The organism is Streptomyces sp. NPDC056480 (genome assembly GCF_042795405.1).
GTDB lineage: Bacteria > Actinomycetota > Actinomycetes > Streptomycetales > Streptomycetaceae > Streptomyces.
This window is the reverse complement of sequence record NZ_JBHTSA010000068.1, coordinates 15,812-30,354: the sequence shown is the minus strand read 5'-3', so window position 1 is coordinate 30,354 and position 14,543 is coordinate 15,812. Positions and strand designations below refer to the sequence as shown.

Genomic DNA, 14,543 nt, shown 5'->3' with positions numbered 1-14,543 from the left:
GGCCGGATTGGCCTGCGTGGTGGCGCAAGATGGGTGCCATGGACCGGATTGCCTCGACCCGTTTGTCCCGACTCCTCACCGGCTGGTCGTCGGAGGGGCCCGGGCCGCTGCCGCGGCGGCTCGCGGACGCGCTGCGGGAGCTGGCCGCGCGGGGCGATGTCGCGGGCGGCACGGTCCTGCCCTCGCAGCGCGAACTGGCCCTGGTGCTCGGGGTGAGCCGGTCCACGGTGACGGCCGCGTACGGCCTCCTGGAGGGCGAGGGATGGCTGGAGAGCGTACGGGGCAGCGGCTCGCGGCTGCGGGGGTCGGGAGCGGTCGACGGGTACGTCACGGAGGGGCGGCTCGTGAGCTTCGACGCCCGGTCGCGTACGGCCGCCTCGGCCGGCGGCGCGGATCTGTCGAGCGGGGCGCTGCCCGGGCTCGGCGCGGTGGGCGAGGCGGTGGGCGCGCTGACCGGCGGGGACGTCGGGGCGCTGCTCGGGGACGACGGCTACCACCCGTACGGGATTCCGGCGTTGAGGGAGGGCATCGCCGCGTACTACCGGGCGGCGGGGGTACCGACGGAGGCGGGTCAGATCCTGGTGACCTCGGGTTCTCAGCAGGCGGTGTGGCTGGTGGCGCAGGCACTGGTCGAGCCCGGGGACACGGTGGTGGTGGAGAACCCCACCTATCGGGGCGCCCTCGAGGCACTGCGCGCGCGTGGTGCCCGGCTGGTGCCGGTGGGCGGTGACGGTCCCGACAGCGGCGGGGACGGCGCCGACGCCGCCGCCGTGCGGCGGTTGTGCGCCCGTGTGCGGCCCCGGCTCGTGTACCTCCAGCCGACGGCGCACAACCCGACCGGGCGCAGCCTGGGCGGCGCGGCGCGCCGGGAGTGGCAGCGGGTGCTCGCGGAGCAGGAGTTGTTCGCGGTGGAGGACACGGCGTGCGCGGAACTGAGTCTGGGAGCCGGTCCGGACGCCTCGGCCGCCCCGGCCGCCCCGGACACCCCGGACACCCCGGACGCCACCGACAGGGACGACGCCACCGACGCCGCCGACAGGGACGACTCGGCCGACGGGGACGACCGGGCCGACGAAGCCGCCCCGGTGCCGCTCGTCGCCGCGTTGCCCATGGGCTCGTCGGTGACGGTGGGCACGCTCTCCAAGTTGTTCTGGGGCGGTCTGCGGGTGGGGTGGGTCCGCTCCTCGCCGCAGGTGGTGGCCCGGCTCGCGAAGATCAAGACCTCGGTGGACCTGTCCTGCTCCGTCGTGGACCAGCTCGTCGCCGTCCGGCTGCTCGACCGGTTGCCGGAGGCACGCGCGCGTCGCAGGGCCGAGTTGCGCGGCCGGCGGGCCGCGGCGGAGGCGCTGCTGCGCGCCGGGGCGCCGCACTGGGAGTGGACCCGGCCCGCGGGCGGGCCCGCGCTCTGGGTGCGGGTCCCCGGGACCGACACGGAGGCCCTCGCCCAACTGGCGCGGCGTCACGGCGTGTCCGTCGTCCCGGGGTCGGCCTTCTCGCCGGTGGACGGTTTCCGGGACCGGCTCCGGCTGCCGTACGGGCACGGGACGGACGCCCTGGCGGCCGCGCTCCCGACGCTTCTGGAGTGCGCGGAGCGCGCCGCCGGCTGACCTCCGCTCCTCCTCCTCTCCCGCTCCCCGTCCCCCGTCCCCCGTCCCGCTCCCCCGGGAGCTCCGGAATCCCTCAGGGATGCATCCGGGCACCCTTGAGCACCTTGTCGACGGCGTTGCGCGGCCCGTACACGGCGAGGCCCGCCAGATCCAGCCCGTCGGTCCCCACGGCCCGCACGGCCGCGCGGTTGTCCCGGTCGTTTCCGGTGGTGAACAGCTCGGTCGTGAAGACCGCCCGCGGGAGCGTGCGGGAGAGTGCGCGGGCGTGCGCCGCCGTCAGCGTCTCCTTCGTCCCCTCGAAGACGAGGACGGGCTGACGGAACATGGGCAGGTACGGGGTGCCGTCGGCGTCCGCGTACGGTTCGCCGATCACCTCGGGCAGCTCCGTACCGAGGCCGCTGACCAGGAACGCGGTGACGTTCAGGCGCTGCCAGGTCTCCAGGTCCTCCCGCAGGAGAACGGCGATCTTGGTGTCGAAGCGGACGGGTGCGGTGTCGGTGGTCGTCATGGTCCGAGACTGCCGAAGGCCCCGTCGTGCCGTCTTGTACATTCCTTGCATGGTGGCCGGTCAGCAGGTTTCGGCATGGCGCCCGCACGTGCCGGGAGTCGTGGAGGTCTTCCACGCCCGCTTCACCGCGCACGCGTACCCGATGCACGTCCATGACGTGTGGACCCTGCTCATCGTCGACGACGGGGCCGTCCGCTACGACCTCGACCGGCGTGAGCACGGCACCCCGGGCGACACGGTCTCGCTGCTCCCGCCGCACGTGCCGCACAACGGCTCCCCGGCGACCCCGCACGGCTTCCGCAAGCGGGTCCTCTACCTGGATCCGACCCAGCTGGACGAGAGCTTCATCGGCGCGGCGGTGGACGGGCCCGATCTCGTCGATCCGCTGCTGCGTCGTCGCGTCGGTCAGCTGCACGCGGCCCTCGAGCACCGGGGCGGTGAGCTGGAGGCGCAGAGCCGGCTGGCCCTCATTCGCGAGCGGCTCCGCGGCCATCTGCGGCCCCAGACGGTCGCACGTGCGCGACCCGCCGATCCCGGGGTGGCCCACCGGCTCCGCGAGCTCCTCGACGCCCGGCTGCTCGAAGGGGTGACCCTCGACGAGGCCGCGCGGCTCCTGCACGCCCATCCCACCCATCTGGTACGGGCGTTCAGCGGCGCTTTCGGCATCGCCCCGCACCAGTACCTGACCGCCCGGCGGCTCGACCGGGCCCGGCGGCTGCTCCTGGACGGGCAGCCGCCCGGGGAGGTGGCGACGGCGACCGGCTTCTACGACCAGTCGCATCTGAACCGCTCGTTCAAACGGCTCGTCGGCACGACCCCGGGGCGCTTCGCCCGGAGGCGCGAGGAAGCGGCGCCGCTGTCGTGAACCGGCCACACTCCGTGGCGTGAGCAGGCCGCGCGGGGGGTGGAGGCGGAGGACGCGCCGGACCGGGTGTTCCACGGCCCGTCACGCCTTGCGCTTCCGCCTGACGGGAACGTCTCGACCCCACGCCCCGTTATACCCCCCACGGGTATGACGAGGAGATGTGATGACCACGAGACGACTGACCGCGCTCACCCCCGAACAGGCACCGGGCCGGGCGGGCGAGCTGTTGACCGACATCGCCCGACGGCATGGGTCCGCCGGCGAGATGGTGTCGACGATGGCGCACTCGCCGGCCCTGCTCGACGGCTATCTGAACCTCTCCCGGGCGATGAAGCGGGTGAAGATCCCGCGCGCCCTGAGCGAGAAGCTGTCCCTCGCCGTCCAGGAGTGGATCGGCTGCGGCACCTGCGCCGAGGCGCACCGAGCGGCCGGCCGCGCGGCGGGCCTGAGCGAGACGGACATCGAACTGGCCCGTCAGGGCACGTCCACCGACCCGCGCGAGGCCGCGCTGATCGGCCTGGCGCTGCGGGTTCTGGCCGAACCGGGGTCCCTGGCGGACGAGGACGTCGCCGAGGTGCGGGCCCACGGCTGGAGCGACCGGGTGATCGCGGAGGTGGTCGGCGTGGTCACCCTCAACCTGCTGACGGGCGCGTTCAATCTCCTCGCGGGCATCCAGCCGGACCGCCCGGCCTGAGGGGCCCGGGGTCCGGGCATCCGGGGGTCCGGGGGTCCGGGGGTCCGGACCCCCGGGCTCGGCGCGTCCGGCTCAGGCGGGCGTCTTCGCGCGGTCGGAGTCGCTGCGGAGGACGCAGAACTCGTTGCCCTCGGGGTCCGTGAGGACCGCCCAGCCCGTGCCGTCGGGGTTTCGGTGGTCGCCTGCCAGGGTGGCTCCGAGGGCCAGCAGGCGCTCGATCTCCTCCTCGCGCGAGGTCGTCGGGCGCAGACACAGGTGGAGGCGGTTCTTGAGGGTCTTCGGTTCCGGTACCTGGTTGAAGTACAGCACCGGGCCCTCCTTGAGCATCACCTGGGTCTCCGGGTCGCCCGGGCCGCTCTCGGGATCGAGCGGGCAACCGGTCACCTCGCTCCAGAACCGCGCCAGTCCATAGGCATCCGCACAGTCGATCGCCACGTTCTGCACCACCGCATACATGCCGCTCAGCCTGCCGGAGAAGCGGGCCGCCCGCCACAGAGATTCACAGCGGGGAGGCGGGGCCCGACCGTCACCCCGCACAGGCCCCGTCGGCGGCGGTGCCCCCTCTGAACCGGGGCCGGGCGGGGCCCGTCAGACGGGCTGGGTGGCGAAGACGAAGAGGCCCTCGGCGCTGCGGACCACGGCGTACCCGTTCGCCGTGAACTGCGGCATGTCCTCGATCCCGGAGAACAGCAGCTTCTTGTCGCGGGCGTCCAGCGCGGCTCCGGCGCCGTCGAGGTACGCATAGAGGACGCCGTTGCCCGGGAGGGCGTTCGGCATGATCGTCACCTCGTCCGCGGCCTGGCGCCACAGCTCCTTGCCGGTCTCCGTGTTCCAGGCGACCGCACCCTTGCCGTACTGCACCACGGCGGTCTTGCCGTCCGGGGAGACGGCGAGGCCGTCGTCGCCGATGGCACCGTTGGTGTCGATGCCCGGGCCCTCGGCGAGCCGGCGGCCGCTCTTGACGTCGATCAGCGTCATGACCGCTTCGGAATCCCCGTACGAGGACCACTCGAGAAGTGCCTTGTCGCCCTGGAACGGCATCAGCCGCGCACTGGTCGCCTTGTCCGGGGTGATCAGCTTGGCGATGGCGGCCGGCGGCGCGAGGTCCTTGGTGTTCCACGCCTTCGCGCCCGTGCGGATGTCCACGGCGGTCAGCCACCAGGCGTAAGGCTGGTAGGAGATGTCCTTCTGCGAGGCGTAGCCGAGACCGGAGCCGACCGCGTCCTTGAGGTCGACGTCCGAGACCTCGGTGGGCAGGGTCTCGCCGTCACCGATCGGAATGAACTTGGCGCCGAAGCCGCTGGTGTCCACGAGGTAGCCGTGCCGGACCGGGGTGGACATGTGGGTGTCCCCGTCGAAGGAGGAGCTCCCCAGCTTCTCGCCGGACGGCGCGTACATGGTCAGCACGGTCCGGGTCGAGGCCTTCTTCAGGCCGCTCGCCGGGGTGTCCTCGCGGTTGCGGATCAGCAGGGCCGGCGAACCGTCACGCCACTCGCCCACCTGCGCGAGGGCCGCCGCCGGGGAGGACGCGGACCCGCGGCTCTCCTCGGGGAGGGGGAAGTCGAACTTCTTGCGCAGCTTGCCGCTCTCGGCGTCGAGGAGCCGGGCGGTGAAGATGCTCGTGCCCGACGGCCCGTCGCGGTGGCCGGTGAGGATGACGGCGTCCCCGACCGTGCAGACGTCACTCTGCGACATGTCCTGCCCGGACGCCCTGCCCGCGCAGTGCCTCGACTCGTCGTCCGTCAGGCTCCAGGCCGGCTGCGCGGCCAGCCCCGGCACCGGCTTGCCCTGGTAGACCGGGCGCTTCGGCGCGGCCGACGCGGACCCCGTGGCCTTCGCCGTCTCCCCGCCGCCTGCCTCGGCATCGGGGGCCGCCCCTCCGGAGCACCCGGTCACGAGACTCGCGGACAGCACCAGACCGAGCGCCGCCGTCGTACGTATGCGATTCAAATTCCTTGCCCCCGTCTTCCGTCGTGCGTGATCACGCACGACGGAACACCTTACTTCGATCATGAAGCGGTGCCGCCCGACCCCACGGTCAGGGGGTCTTCTCCCGGGGTGCCGGGGCCCGGAGGCCGGCCGGCGGTTCCGTCTGGCCCGCCAGGACTCCGGAGAGGATCGTGCGGGCGGTCGTCAGCAGTTCGCTCACCTGAGGACTCGTCAGCGCGTAGTACACGGCCGTCCCCTCGCGCCGGGCGACGACCATCCTCGCCCGGCGCAGGACCGCCAACTGCTGTGAGAGGTAGGCCGGTTCGACTCCCGTGTCGCGGAGCATCTCGGCGACCCCGTGCTCGCGCTCGCTCAGCAGCTCCAGGACGCGGATGCGAACGGGGTGTCCCAGTGTCTTGAAGAACTCGGCCTTCAATTGGTAGAGCGGCGTACTCATCGCACCCACCCCGCGCGTCGCGTCGACCCGGCACTCTGCAGCATGCCCCCATCCTCGCGCCTGCCGGCGCGGAAACGCACCGGGGACGGGTCAGCGGCCGATCATGGCCGGAACCTGCCAGGACGGTCCGCCACTTGGGCGGTACACGGACCGTACCTGGGCGGTACGTGAGCGGTACTGGCGCCGCCGGCGATCAGGTGGTCGGCCAGGCGTCGCTGCGCCAGGCCCGCTGTTCCTCGCCCGCGTCGCGGTGTGCGGCGAGCGCCGCGGCCAGGTCGCGGTGGACCGGGACCGGAGGACCCTCGCCCGCCGGGACGAGGGAGCCGTCGGCGGGGATCGCGGCCAGTTCGAGGGCGCGGCCCGCCGCCCGCAGCCGGAGCGCCGCCTCCGCGACGGCGACCTGCCCGCCGATCGACCAGCCCCGTAGCCGGGTCAGGTCGAGGACGACCGGCCCCGTGCCCCGCGCCACCGCCCACCCCACGGCCCCGGTGAACCGTCCCACGGCGTCGGCTCCGAGGAACCCGGCCAGGGACAGTACGCCCAGGTCCTGCTGGACGGTGTAGCGCCATTCGATGGTCATGTGCGTCGTCATCCTTCTCGTACGGCGATCACTGCGGAAGCGCGGGCTGCGGAAGCGCGGGAGGAAGGCAGGACTGCGGGGCGGCGGCGATCTCGGTGAGGATCCGCCGGGCGGCCCGCATCAGCTGGGTCACGTCTCCGCCGGTGAGCGTGTACACGACGGTGGATCCCTCGCGGGCCGCGGTCACGATCCCGGAGCGGCGGAGCACGGCGAGCTGCTGCGAGAGCGCCGCGGGCTCGATCTCGATCCGCGCGAGCAGTTCCCGTACAGGCATCGGGCCGTTCTGGAGCAGCTCCAGGACACGGACGCGGACGGGATGGCCCAGCATGCGAAAGAACTCGGCCTTGGCCTGGTACAGCGGGACCGGCACGGGTCTGCCCTCCGGGGGTGCGGGGTCGCCGGGTCCCGGCGGATACCCACGGGGCACGGCCTGACCAGGATCTATCTGATTGCAGAAATTTGCAATTTGCCTTTCACGTTCTGAGACGGGCTCGCCACGCGTCACGCAGATCGCTTTCGAGGGAGGATTCGGCGGCGGTTCGCCAGCGGTTTCGACGGCGGATTCCACGGCGGCTTCGACGGCGGTTTCGACGGCGGTTTCGAGACCGGTCGCCGACACCGGGAACAGACTCCGGGTTCCGGCGGCTGGAACAGACAGCTCGAAGAGACAGCCGGAACGGACAGAAGGAAGCACCATGAAGATCGGCATCATCGGCGCCGGCAACATCGGCGGCAATCTGACCCGCCGCCTCACCGCCCTCGGCCACGACGTGTCCGTGGCCAACTCCCGCGGCCCGGAGACCCTCACCGCGCTCGTCGAGGAGACCGGGGCCACCGCCGTCACCGCCTCGCAGGCCGCGCGAGGCGCCGAGATCGTCGTCGTGACGGTCCCGCTGAAGAACGTCCCCGACCTTCCGGCCGGGTTCCTCGACGGCGCGGCGGAGGGTTTCGCCGTCATCGACACCGGCAACTACTACCCCCGCGAGCGCGACGGACGGATCGCCGCGATCGAGGACGAGGGGCTGACGGAGAGCCGCTGGACCGAGCTGCGCATCGGCCACCCGGTGGTCAAGGCCTTCAACGGCACCTACGCACAGGACATCCTCGATCGGCCGCGCCCGGCGGGCGACCCGGAGCGGCTCGCCCTGCCCGTGGCGGGTGACGACGCGGCGGCGAAGGAGAAGGTGCGGCGCCTCATCGACGAGCTGGGCTTCGACTCCGTGGACGCGGGTGGGATCGACGACTCCTGGCGCCAGCAGCCGGACACCCCGGTCTACGGCCTCCGGGAGGGCGTGGAGGCCGTGACGAAGGCGCTGGGCGCGGCCTCCCCCGAGCGCCCCGAGGGCTTCCGGGGCTGACCGCGCACCCTTTCGGGACCGGTCGCGCGTTCTCTCCGACCGGTTCGCGCCCCCGCCGGACCCGAGCACTCCGCATCCGCGTGACAAGAACAAAGTTCTAGTTATGGCTGCACTAGGGTGTGCGCCATGTCTCCTAAGCAGCAGCGTGGCGAGGCCACCGTCGAGCGCCTGCTGACCACGGCGCTGAAGGTGTACGCGGATTCGGGCCAGGAGGGTTTCACCGTGAGCGCGGTGACGGCGGCCGGCGGTGTCAGCCTCGGAAGCCTGTACCACCACTTCGGCAGTTTCGACGGCCTCGCCGCCGCTCTGTACGTCCGGTGCTCGGAGCGGTTGTGCGGCGAGGTCGTCGCCGCACTGGGCCGTTCGAGGACCGCCCGGACGGGGGTGCGGGCGGTGGTCACCGCGTACCTCCGGTTCACCGAGGAGCATCCGGACGCCGCGCTCTTCCTCCACGCCTCGGCGTACTCGGGCCGTCTCGTCGCCCACGCCGAGCGGATCCGGGCGGCCGAGGAGCCGCTGTTCTCCGCGATCGGGGCGTGGCTGCGGCCGTTCGCCGAGGCGGGTGAGATCGCGCCGACTCCCGAGCCGCTGATCGAGGCGCTGGTCATCGGACCGACCGCCGAGACCGCGCGGCGCTGGCTCTCCGGCGCGTACGACGTGGACCTCGCACAGGCGGCCCGGATCCTGCCGGACCGCATCTGGCGTTCCCTCCGGCCGGATTGAGGGCGCCCTGTGCCGGCCCGGGAATCGGCTCGGGAACGGGGAGCGGGAAGGGAACCGGGAACGGCGAGCGGGAACGGGGAGTTGATGACGGGCCCGGGGCCCCGGGACCCCGGGCCTCAGCCCGCGGCCGGGGCCGTGAACGTGACCTCGGAGGCTCGTACGGTGACCTCGGCGTCGCTCCCCAGGGCGTACGCCGCGACCCTGGAGACCGTCGCGGCCGGGACGACCTCGCTGATCCCGGGCGCCGCCGGAACGTCCTGGGTGGCATGGGCGTCGTGCGGTACGACGACGCGGTAGCCGCGCGCCAGGGCCGTGCGAGCCGTCGCCTGCACGCACATCTCGGACATCACGCCGCAGACGGCGACCGCCCGCACGCCCGCGTCGGTGAGCACGCCGCCCAGCCGGGTCTCCTCGAACCCGTCGTCGTGCGGCTTGCGGATGACGAACTCGCGGGGACCGGCCTCGACGGGGTGGTGGAGTTCCCAGCCCGGCGTGTGGGGTTCGTCCTCCGCGCCGGGCGGTCCGTCGTTCTGGAGGTGCACGACCAGCGCGCCGTCCCGCCGGGCCCGCGCGAGGAGATCCGTCGTACGGTCGACGAGCCGCGCGGCCGCGGGCACGGCCCCTTCGCCGACGACGAAGGCGGACTGCACGTCCACGACGATCAGCGCGTCCACGGGCGGGGGATTCGGGGTGTTCGCGGCGGGCGGGGCCGTCTCGGCGTACTGGCTCATCCGACCATGATCCCGCCCACGCGACCCTGCGGCCAGGGGATTTCGGACCGTCTCACCGCCGTTTCGCGCCCCACTGCCGCGTATCGCGGATGTATCGAGAATCGCATACGCCCCCGCAACCGCCCTCCCTCTTCAATGGGGGCATGACACGCAGCGCACCCCGGCCCACCACGCCCCGCCGCACCCTGAGGACCGTGCTCATCGTCTTCGCGGTCCTCGGTGCGGCGGGCGCGCTGTACGTCGTGCGGGGGCCGCTCATGATGGCCGCTCCGCGGTGCGTGGCGGGACGATGGCACGGCTGCTTCGACACGTTCAACGGCGTGGTGCTCATGACACTGGTCGCGGTGCCCCTGTCCCTGCTCCTGGTGGGGGCTCTGACGCTCCGGCGACGGGCCGCCGGTGTCACGTCGGCGTGGCGGCTGTCCCTGGCCGAGGTGGGCATGGTCCACGGGACGGTGCCGTTCCTGTGGCTGACCTTGATGCCGGGCGCCGCGCCGGGCATCGCCCCCGCCCGGGTCACTCTGGTACCGCTGAGCGACCTGGTCACGATGGGGACCCTCGGGATCGTCGGCAACCTCCTGGTCTTCGCCTCGCTGGGCTTCTTCGCCCCGATGCGGTTCGCGGCACTGGCGTCCGTACGCCGGATCCTGGCGCTCGGCGCCGGCTGTTCGATCCTGGTCGAGGCCGCCCAGTACGTCTTCCGGCTCGACCGGGTGTCCTCCGTGGACGACGTCCTGGTCAACGCCACCGGCGCCGCTCTGGCCGCTCTGGCCTCGCGGCACTGGTGGCGCACCACGGCGGACGCGCCGACGGACCGGTCCCGCCCCGCCCTGGCATCGGCGGCCTGAGCCGTGCGGCCGGTGCGCCCCCTCCCGTGCCCCCGTCGGCGCGGCGCTCCGCTGCTTAGGCTTCAGCCATGCGCGTACTGATCGTGGAGGACGAGCCCTACCTGGCCGAAGCCGTCCGTGACGGGCTACGGCTCGAGGCGATCGCCGCCGACATCGCCGGCGACGGCGACTCCGCCCTGGAACTGCTCAGCGTCCACTCCTACGACCTCGCGGTCCTCGACCGCGACATCCCCGGCCCCTCCGGCGACGAGGTCGCCCGGCGCATCGTCGCCTCCGGGAGCGGCATCCCGATCCTCATGCTCACGGCCGCCGACCGGATCGACGACAAGGCCTCCGGTTTCGAACTCGGCGCCGACGACTACCTCACCAAACCGTTCGAGCTGCGGGAGCTCGTCCTGCGGCTCAGGGCGCTCGACCGCAGACGCGCGTACGCCCGGCCCCCGGTCCGCGAGCTGGCGGGCCTGCGGGTCGACCCCTTCCGCCGTGAGGTCTTCCGGGACGGACGTTACGTCGCTCTCACCCGCAAGCAGTTCGCCGTCCTCGAGGTCCTCGTCGCCGCCGAGGGCGGGGTCGTCAGTGCCGAGGAGCTGCTCGAACGGGCCTGGGACGAGAACGTCGACCCCCTCACCAACGCCGTACGCATCACCGTCTCCGCCCTGCGCAAACGGCTCGGCGAACCATGGATCATCGCCACCGTGCCGGGGGTCGGCTACCGCATCGAGACCGGCCCCGGCACCGCCCGCCCCGGCCCCGCGCATGGATAGACGCCGGGGGCTCAGCGCCCGACTGAAACTCACCCTCAGCTACGCCGGATTCCTCGCCGTCGCCGGCGGTCTGCTGCTGGCCGTGGTCTGGGGGTACCTGCTGCGCTACGTCCCCGACAACCCCCAGGGCCTGCTCGGGGTCTCGCCCAACCGCTGGCTCCTGGTCCGCACCTTCTTCCCCGCGGCCGCCGTGGCGATGGCCTGCCTCCTCGTGTTCGGCCTCGTCGGGGGGTGGCTCCTCGCCGGCCGGATGCTCGCACCGCTCACCCAGATCAGGGACGCGGCGCGGCGGGCCGAGGACGGGTCGCTGTCCCACCGGATCCGGATGAAGGGCCGCAAGGACGAATTCCGTGAACTCTCCGACGCGTTCGACGCGATGCTCGGGAAACTGGAGTCGCACGTCGGCGAACAGCGGAGGTTCGCCGCGAACGCCTCCCACGAACTGCGCACCCCCCTGGCGATCTCGCGGACACTCCTCGACGTCGCACGCAAGGACCCCACCCGCGACCGGGAGGAGCTCGTCGCCCGCCTGCAGGCCGTCAACACGCGGGCGATCGACCTCACCGAGGCCCTCCTGCTGCTCAGCCGCGGCGACACCGGCACCTTCACCCGCGAGCGCGTCGACCTCTCCCTCCTCGCCGAGGAGGCCGCGGAAACGCTGCTGCCCCTCGCCGAACAGCGCCGGATCACGCTGGACGTCACCGGTGGCGTGGCCCGGACCAGCGGCTCCGAGGAGCTCCTGCTGCGGATGGTGACGAACCTCGTCCAGAACGCCGTCGTCCACAACGTCCCCACCGGCGGCACCGTGACGGTCCACACCGAGACGGTTCACACCGGGGCGGTCCACGCTGGGACGGGCGGCGCCGGGACGGGCGCGGCCGGGACGGGCGGCGCCGGGACGGGCGGCGCCACGAGCGTGCTGCGGGTCGAGAACACGGGCCCTCGGCTCCCCCCGGAACGGGTATCCACCCTCACCGAACCGTTCCAGCGGGGAGCGGAACGCGTGCGCACCGACGAACACGCCGGCGTCGGTCTCGGCCTGGCCATCGTGCGGAGCGTCGTCCGCGCCCACGGCGGCTCGCTGGACCTCACCCCCCGCCCCACCGGCGGTCTCCTCGTCACGGTCCGGCTTCCCGGCGCGCCCTAGACGTCGTCGTCCGCCGACGAGAGCCGGGCCTCGGGCACGGGGTCGGGCGCGGTGTCGGGCTCTGCAGCGCCGCGGCGGTCGGCTCGGGCGAGCAGCCAGTGGCCCGAGACTCCCGTCGTGAACAGGCCGGCGACGAGCGCGAGGAGCGAGACGCCCGGACCCGAGGTCCAGTCGACCGACCGGAAGTGGACCGCGAGGACGGCCGCCGTGGCGAGCGCGATCAGTGGAACGGCCCGCAGAGCCGGCCGGATGCGGGTCAGATCGTCCTCGGCCAGCGCGCCGAGGACGCCGACGCCCAGCGCGAGCGCCCACACCCCGAGACCCTGCGCGTCCGCCCGGTTCACCGTCCACGGCACGAGCGCGCCCCAGAAGCCGGGGAAGGCGAGCAGCCCGGCGCCGATGCCGAGCCATCCCGAGCCGACGACGGCGAGCGGCGGCTTCGACCAGCCGGGCAGCGGTACGGCCGGCGGCCGCGGCGCCGTGCCCGTGCGCCCCGCGGGCCTGCGGTACTGCGCGACCAGGCAGCCCACCGCGCCGAGGGCGAGCAGTCCGAGCGTGGCGACCCAGCCGAGGCTGAAGAGGGCGAGGAAGAGCGGGCCGCCCTCGGTCGCCTGCAGGGAGCCGCCGTTCAGCAGGCTCACCGTGAACAGGCCGACCAGCACGATCACCAGCGGCAGCACCAGGCTCCGTACGTCCTCCCAGAGACGCGCCCGCCCGATCGTGAAGAGCGCGGGGGCCACGCCGGCCATCGCGGCTCCGACGAGCCCGGGGCTCAGCGCCTCCGGGGACACCCAGGCGCCCGCCGCGTAGCCGAACAGGCTCGTCACGGTGAGCAGGGCGCCGGTGGTGAGGCTGATGCCGCCCACGACGGCGCTCAGGACGACGATGCCGGGCGACAGCTCCTTCTGGACGGCCATCAGTTGCCTCCCTCCGCTCCGACGCCGCCGACACCGATTCCGGCACCGGCACCGATTCCGGCACCGGCCGGATGCGCGGTCGCCCGACCGGCTGGGACCGGCGGATCGTCCGCGAACTCCTGCCGCCTTCTGAGGACTTCGCGGCCGTACAGGACCCGCAGGCTCACCACCGTGACCGCCGCGTACGACAGCATGCCCGCGCCGATGCCGACGCCCGCGATCAGCGACGTGATCCGGTCCAGGCCCATCGTCCGCTCCAGTACGGGCACGGTCACCGCCGAGAAGGCGGGGGCCAGGCACTGGGCCGCCAGATGCAGCCGCCACTCCTCGCGCGCCCAGACCGCTCCCCGCCCGCGGGCACGCGCCGCGCGGACCGCGACGACGGCGTACGTCAGCACGTACGGGACGAGGTACGCCACGAGCAGCCGCCGCCCCTGCGTCCCCTGGTCCAGGAGGGCGTACGTGATCCAGCCCAGGCCCGCGGCGCCCAGGACGTGGGCGGCGACGAGGACCGGGCCAGGGGCCCATGTGCCGGTCAGGCCGGGGACCTCGGTCCGCCGGTCGAGGGCCCGGGAGGCCAGGAGTGCGCCGAAGGCGACGAGGGCGCCGAGGTGCATGATCGCGACGCGGTTGACGTCCTGGAGGGAGAGGCCGGGGTACAGCGCGGGCAGCACGCCCCATTCGAGCCGCAGCAGCGGAGCGGTCATCAGGAAGCCGTAGCAGAGCAGCAACCAGCGCTGGTGCAGGTCCGGGAAGCCGCGCACGGCGGCGAGGACTCCGAAGGTCACGCTGCCGACCGTGCCCACCAGGATCGTCGCGAGGACGATCCAGAACGCGGCGCCGCTGAAGGCCTCCGCCGGCGGGGTGCGCAGGAGGTAGAGCGCCGCGCCGGCCATCGACACGTACACCGTGCCGGCGAAGACGGTTCCGAGGACCCGGTGCAGCCGGATGCGGCGGCGCACCGCCGACAGCAGCTGCACCGGGCCGAGCAGCATCAGGAGGCCGCCCAGGACCGAGTGGACGATCAGCGGGACCAGGCTGCGGGTGTACGGCCCCATCCGGTCGCGGACGGCATCGGCCACGAACTCCGCGGAGACGGACCGGCCGAGGAGCCACTCGCCGATGGCGGGCGCTCCGGGTGTGGCGTACGGCCAGAGCTCGGTCATGGCGATCGGCGCGTAGACGAGGCAGACCACCGTCACGGCGACGGCGGACACCCGCCCCCACTTGATGCCCGTATCCGTGCTCGTGTCCGTGCCCGTATCCGTGCTCGTATCCGTGCTCGTGTCCGTGCTCGTGTCCGTGCTCGTGTCCGTGCTCGTGTCCGTGCTCGTCGAGCGTCCCACGGCGCATCCCCCTCCACCGTCCACGGCGCTGGTCCGCCGCGATAGTCCTTTCTGGACTATGGAGGAAGG

General features: G+C 73.1%; 17 protein-coding genes. 8 read left to right on the top strand and 9 right to left on the bottom strand.

The genetic code is table 11. The features are described 5' to 3' along the window. Positions 1-38 precede the first annotated feature (38 nt). Positions 39-1,607: a PLP-dependent aminotransferase family protein gene (locus tag ACFQ79_RS26310; RefSeq protein WP_383587754.1), complete on the top strand. Its 1,569-nt coding sequence runs from the start codon at positions 39-41 to the stop codon at positions 1,605-1,607. Between the two features lie 73 nt (positions 1,608-1,680). Here the strand turns inward: ACFQ79_RS26310 and ACFQ79_RS26305 are convergent, their stop codons facing one another. Next, on the bottom strand, positions 1,681-2,115 hold the full coding sequence (locus ACFQ79_RS26305; RefSeq protein WP_383587751.1) for a DUF2000 family protein: 435 nt from the start codon (positions 2,113-2,115) through the stop codon (positions 1,681-1,683). Positions 2,116-2,164: 49 nt separating this feature from the next. Here ACFQ79_RS26305 and ACFQ79_RS26300 point away from each other — a divergent pair, with 49 nt between their 5' ends. Continuing rightward, the gene (locus ACFQ79_RS26300) at positions 2,165-2,980 is read left to right on the top strand and encodes an AraC family transcriptional regulator (protein ID WP_383587748.1); all 816 of its coding nucleotides are present in this window, start codon (positions 2,165-2,167) and stop codon (positions 2,978-2,980) included. Positions 2,981-3,143: 163 nt separating this feature from the next. Continuing rightward, positions 3,144-3,674: a carboxymuconolactone decarboxylase family protein gene (locus tag ACFQ79_RS26295; protein ID WP_383587745.1), complete on the top strand. Its 531-nt coding sequence runs from the start codon at positions 3,144-3,146 to the stop codon at positions 3,672-3,674. Between the two features lie 72 nt (positions 3,675-3,746). Here the strand turns inward: ACFQ79_RS26295 and ACFQ79_RS26290 are convergent, their stop codons facing one another. The 5 genes from ACFQ79_RS26290 to ACFQ79_RS26270 form a co-directional block, all read right to left on the bottom strand. Further along, positions 3,747-4,130, bottom strand: coding sequence for a VOC family protein (locus tag ACFQ79_RS26290; RefSeq protein WP_383587742.1), 384 nt, complete (start codon positions 4,128-4,130; stop codon positions 3,747-3,749). Positions 4,131-4,262: 132 nt separating this feature from the next. Next, positions 4,263-5,624 (bottom strand): PQQ-binding-like beta-propeller repeat protein, encoded by a 1,362-nt coding sequence (locus ACFQ79_RS26285; RefSeq protein ID WP_383587739.1) that lies wholly within the window; start codon positions 5,622-5,624, stop codon positions 4,263-4,265. Between the two features lie 88 nt (positions 5,625-5,712). Next, positions 5,713-6,060, bottom strand: coding sequence for an ArsR/SmtB family transcription factor (locus ACFQ79_RS26280; protein ID WP_383587735.1), 348 nt, complete (start codon positions 6,058-6,060; stop codon positions 5,713-5,715). 193 nt (positions 6,061-6,253) lie between these two features. Next, on the bottom strand, positions 6,254-6,640 hold the full coding sequence (locus ACFQ79_RS26275) for an anti-sigma factor antagonist (RefSeq protein WP_383587732.1): 387 nt from the start codon (positions 6,638-6,640) through the stop codon (positions 6,254-6,256). Between the two features lie 28 nt (positions 6,641-6,668). Further along, positions 6,669-7,010 (bottom strand): ArsR/SmtB family transcription factor, encoded by a 342-nt coding sequence (locus ACFQ79_RS26270; RefSeq protein ID WP_383587729.1) that lies wholly within the window; start codon positions 7,008-7,010, stop codon positions 6,669-6,671. Between the two features lie 79 nt (positions 7,011-7,089). Between ACFQ79_RS26270 and ACFQ79_RS26265 the strand changes: the two genes are divergently transcribed. Together ACFQ79_RS26265 and ACFQ79_RS26260 are read left to right on the top strand one after the other, a co-directional pair. Beyond that, positions 7,090-7,998 carry an NADPH-dependent F420 reductase gene (locus ACFQ79_RS26265; RefSeq protein ID WP_383587726.1) on the top strand — a complete coding sequence of 303 codons (909 nt, stop codon included), beginning with the start codon at positions 7,090-7,092 and terminating at the stop codon, positions 7,996-7,998. Between the two features lie 126 nt (positions 7,999-8,124). Continuing rightward, on the top strand, positions 8,125-8,721 hold the full coding sequence (locus ACFQ79_RS26260; protein WP_383587723.1) for a TetR/AcrR family transcriptional regulator: 597 nt from the start codon (positions 8,125-8,127) through the stop codon (positions 8,719-8,721). A gap of 116 nt (positions 8,722-8,837) precedes the next feature. Here ACFQ79_RS26260 and ACFQ79_RS26255 read toward each other — a convergent pair whose 3' ends face one another. Further along, positions 8,838-9,452: an isochorismatase family protein gene (locus ACFQ79_RS26255; RefSeq protein ID WP_383587720.1), complete on the bottom strand. Its 615-nt coding sequence runs from the start codon at positions 9,450-9,452 to the stop codon at positions 8,838-8,840. Between the two features lie 143 nt (positions 9,453-9,595). Here ACFQ79_RS26255 and ACFQ79_RS26250 point away from each other — a divergent pair, with 143 nt between their 5' ends. The 3 genes from ACFQ79_RS26250 to ACFQ79_RS26240 all read left to right on the top strand — a co-directional run bounded on the left by ACFQ79_RS26250 (position 9,596) and on the right by ACFQ79_RS26240 (position 12,211). Further along, positions 9,596-10,300 (top strand): VanZ family protein, encoded by a 705-nt coding sequence (locus ACFQ79_RS26250; protein ID WP_383587717.1) that lies wholly within the window; start codon positions 9,596-9,598, stop codon positions 10,298-10,300. A gap of 68 nt (positions 10,301-10,368) precedes the next feature. After that, entirely contained in the window at positions 10,369-11,064 is a 696-nt protein-coding gene (locus ACFQ79_RS26245; RefSeq protein ID WP_383587714.1) for a response regulator transcription factor, read from the top strand. Further along, positions 11,057-12,211, top strand: coding sequence for a sensor histidine kinase (locus tag ACFQ79_RS26240; protein WP_383587711.1), 1,155 nt, complete (start codon positions 11,057-11,059; stop codon positions 12,209-12,211). Before ACFQ79_RS26245 ends, ACFQ79_RS26240 begins: the two co-directional genes overlap by 8 nt. Here the strand turns inward: ACFQ79_RS26240 and ACFQ79_RS26235 are convergent. Together ACFQ79_RS26235 and ACFQ79_RS26230 are read right to left on the bottom strand one after the other, a co-directional pair. Further along, on the bottom strand, positions 12,208-13,128 hold the full coding sequence (locus ACFQ79_RS26235; protein ID WP_383587708.1) for a hypothetical protein: 921 nt from the start codon (positions 13,126-13,128) through the stop codon (positions 12,208-12,210). The two genes, ACFQ79_RS26240 and ACFQ79_RS26235, sit on opposite strands and share 4 nt — an antisense overlap. Beyond that, positions 13,128-14,474: a DUF2306 domain-containing protein gene (locus ACFQ79_RS26230; protein ID WP_383587705.1), complete on the bottom strand. Its 1,347-nt coding sequence runs from the start codon at positions 14,472-14,474 to the stop codon at positions 13,128-13,130. Before ACFQ79_RS26230 ends, ACFQ79_RS26235 begins: the two co-directional genes overlap by 1 nt. Positions 14,475-14,543 lie beyond the last annotated feature (69 nt).

Coding starts and splice junctions, on each gene's coding strand:
- ACFQ79_RS26310 (WP_383587754.1), top strand. CDS start 39: ATGGACCGGATTGCCTCGACCCGTTTGTCCCGACTCCTCACCGGCTGG.
- ACFQ79_RS26305 (WP_383587751.1), bottom strand. CDS start 2,115: ATGACGACCACCGACACCGCACCCGTCCGCTTCGACACCAAGATCGCC.
- ACFQ79_RS26300 (WP_383587748.1), top strand. CDS start 2,165: ATGGTGGCCGGTCAGCAGGTTTCGGCATGGCGCCCGCACGTGCCGGGA.
- ACFQ79_RS26295 (WP_383587745.1), top strand. CDS start 3,144: ATGACCACGAGACGACTGACCGCGCTCACCCCCGAACAGGCACCGGGC.
- ACFQ79_RS26290 (WP_383587742.1), bottom strand. CDS start 4,130: ATGTATGCGGTGGTGCAGAACGTGGCGATCGACTGTGCGGATGCCTAT.
- ACFQ79_RS26280 (WP_383587735.1), bottom strand. CDS start 6,060: ATGAGTACGCCGCTCTACCAATTGAAGGCCGAGTTCTTCAAGACACTG.
- ACFQ79_RS26275 (WP_383587732.1), bottom strand. CDS start 6,640: ATGACCATCGAATGGCGCTACACCGTCCAGCAGGACCTGGGCGTACTG.
- ACFQ79_RS26260 (WP_383587723.1), top strand. CDS start 8,125: ATGTCTCCTAAGCAGCAGCGTGGCGAGGCCACCGTCGAGCGCCTGCTG.
- ACFQ79_RS26255 (WP_383587720.1), bottom strand. CDS start 9,452: ATGAGCCAGTACGCCGAGACGGCCCCGCCCGCCGCGAACACCCCGAAT.
- ACFQ79_RS26250 (WP_383587717.1), top strand. CDS start 9,596: ATGACACGCAGCGCACCCCGGCCCACCACGCCCCGCCGCACCCTGAGG.
- ACFQ79_RS26245 (WP_383587714.1), top strand. CDS start 10,369: ATGCGCGTACTGATCGTGGAGGACGAGCCCTACCTGGCCGAAGCCGTC.
- ACFQ79_RS26240 (WP_383587711.1), top strand. CDS start 11,057: ATGGATAGACGCCGGGGGCTCAGCGCCCGACTGAAACTCACCCTCAGC.
- ACFQ79_RS26235 (WP_383587708.1), bottom strand. CDS start 13,128: ATGGCCGTCCAGAAGGAGCTGTCGCCCGGCATCGTCGTCCTGAGCGCC.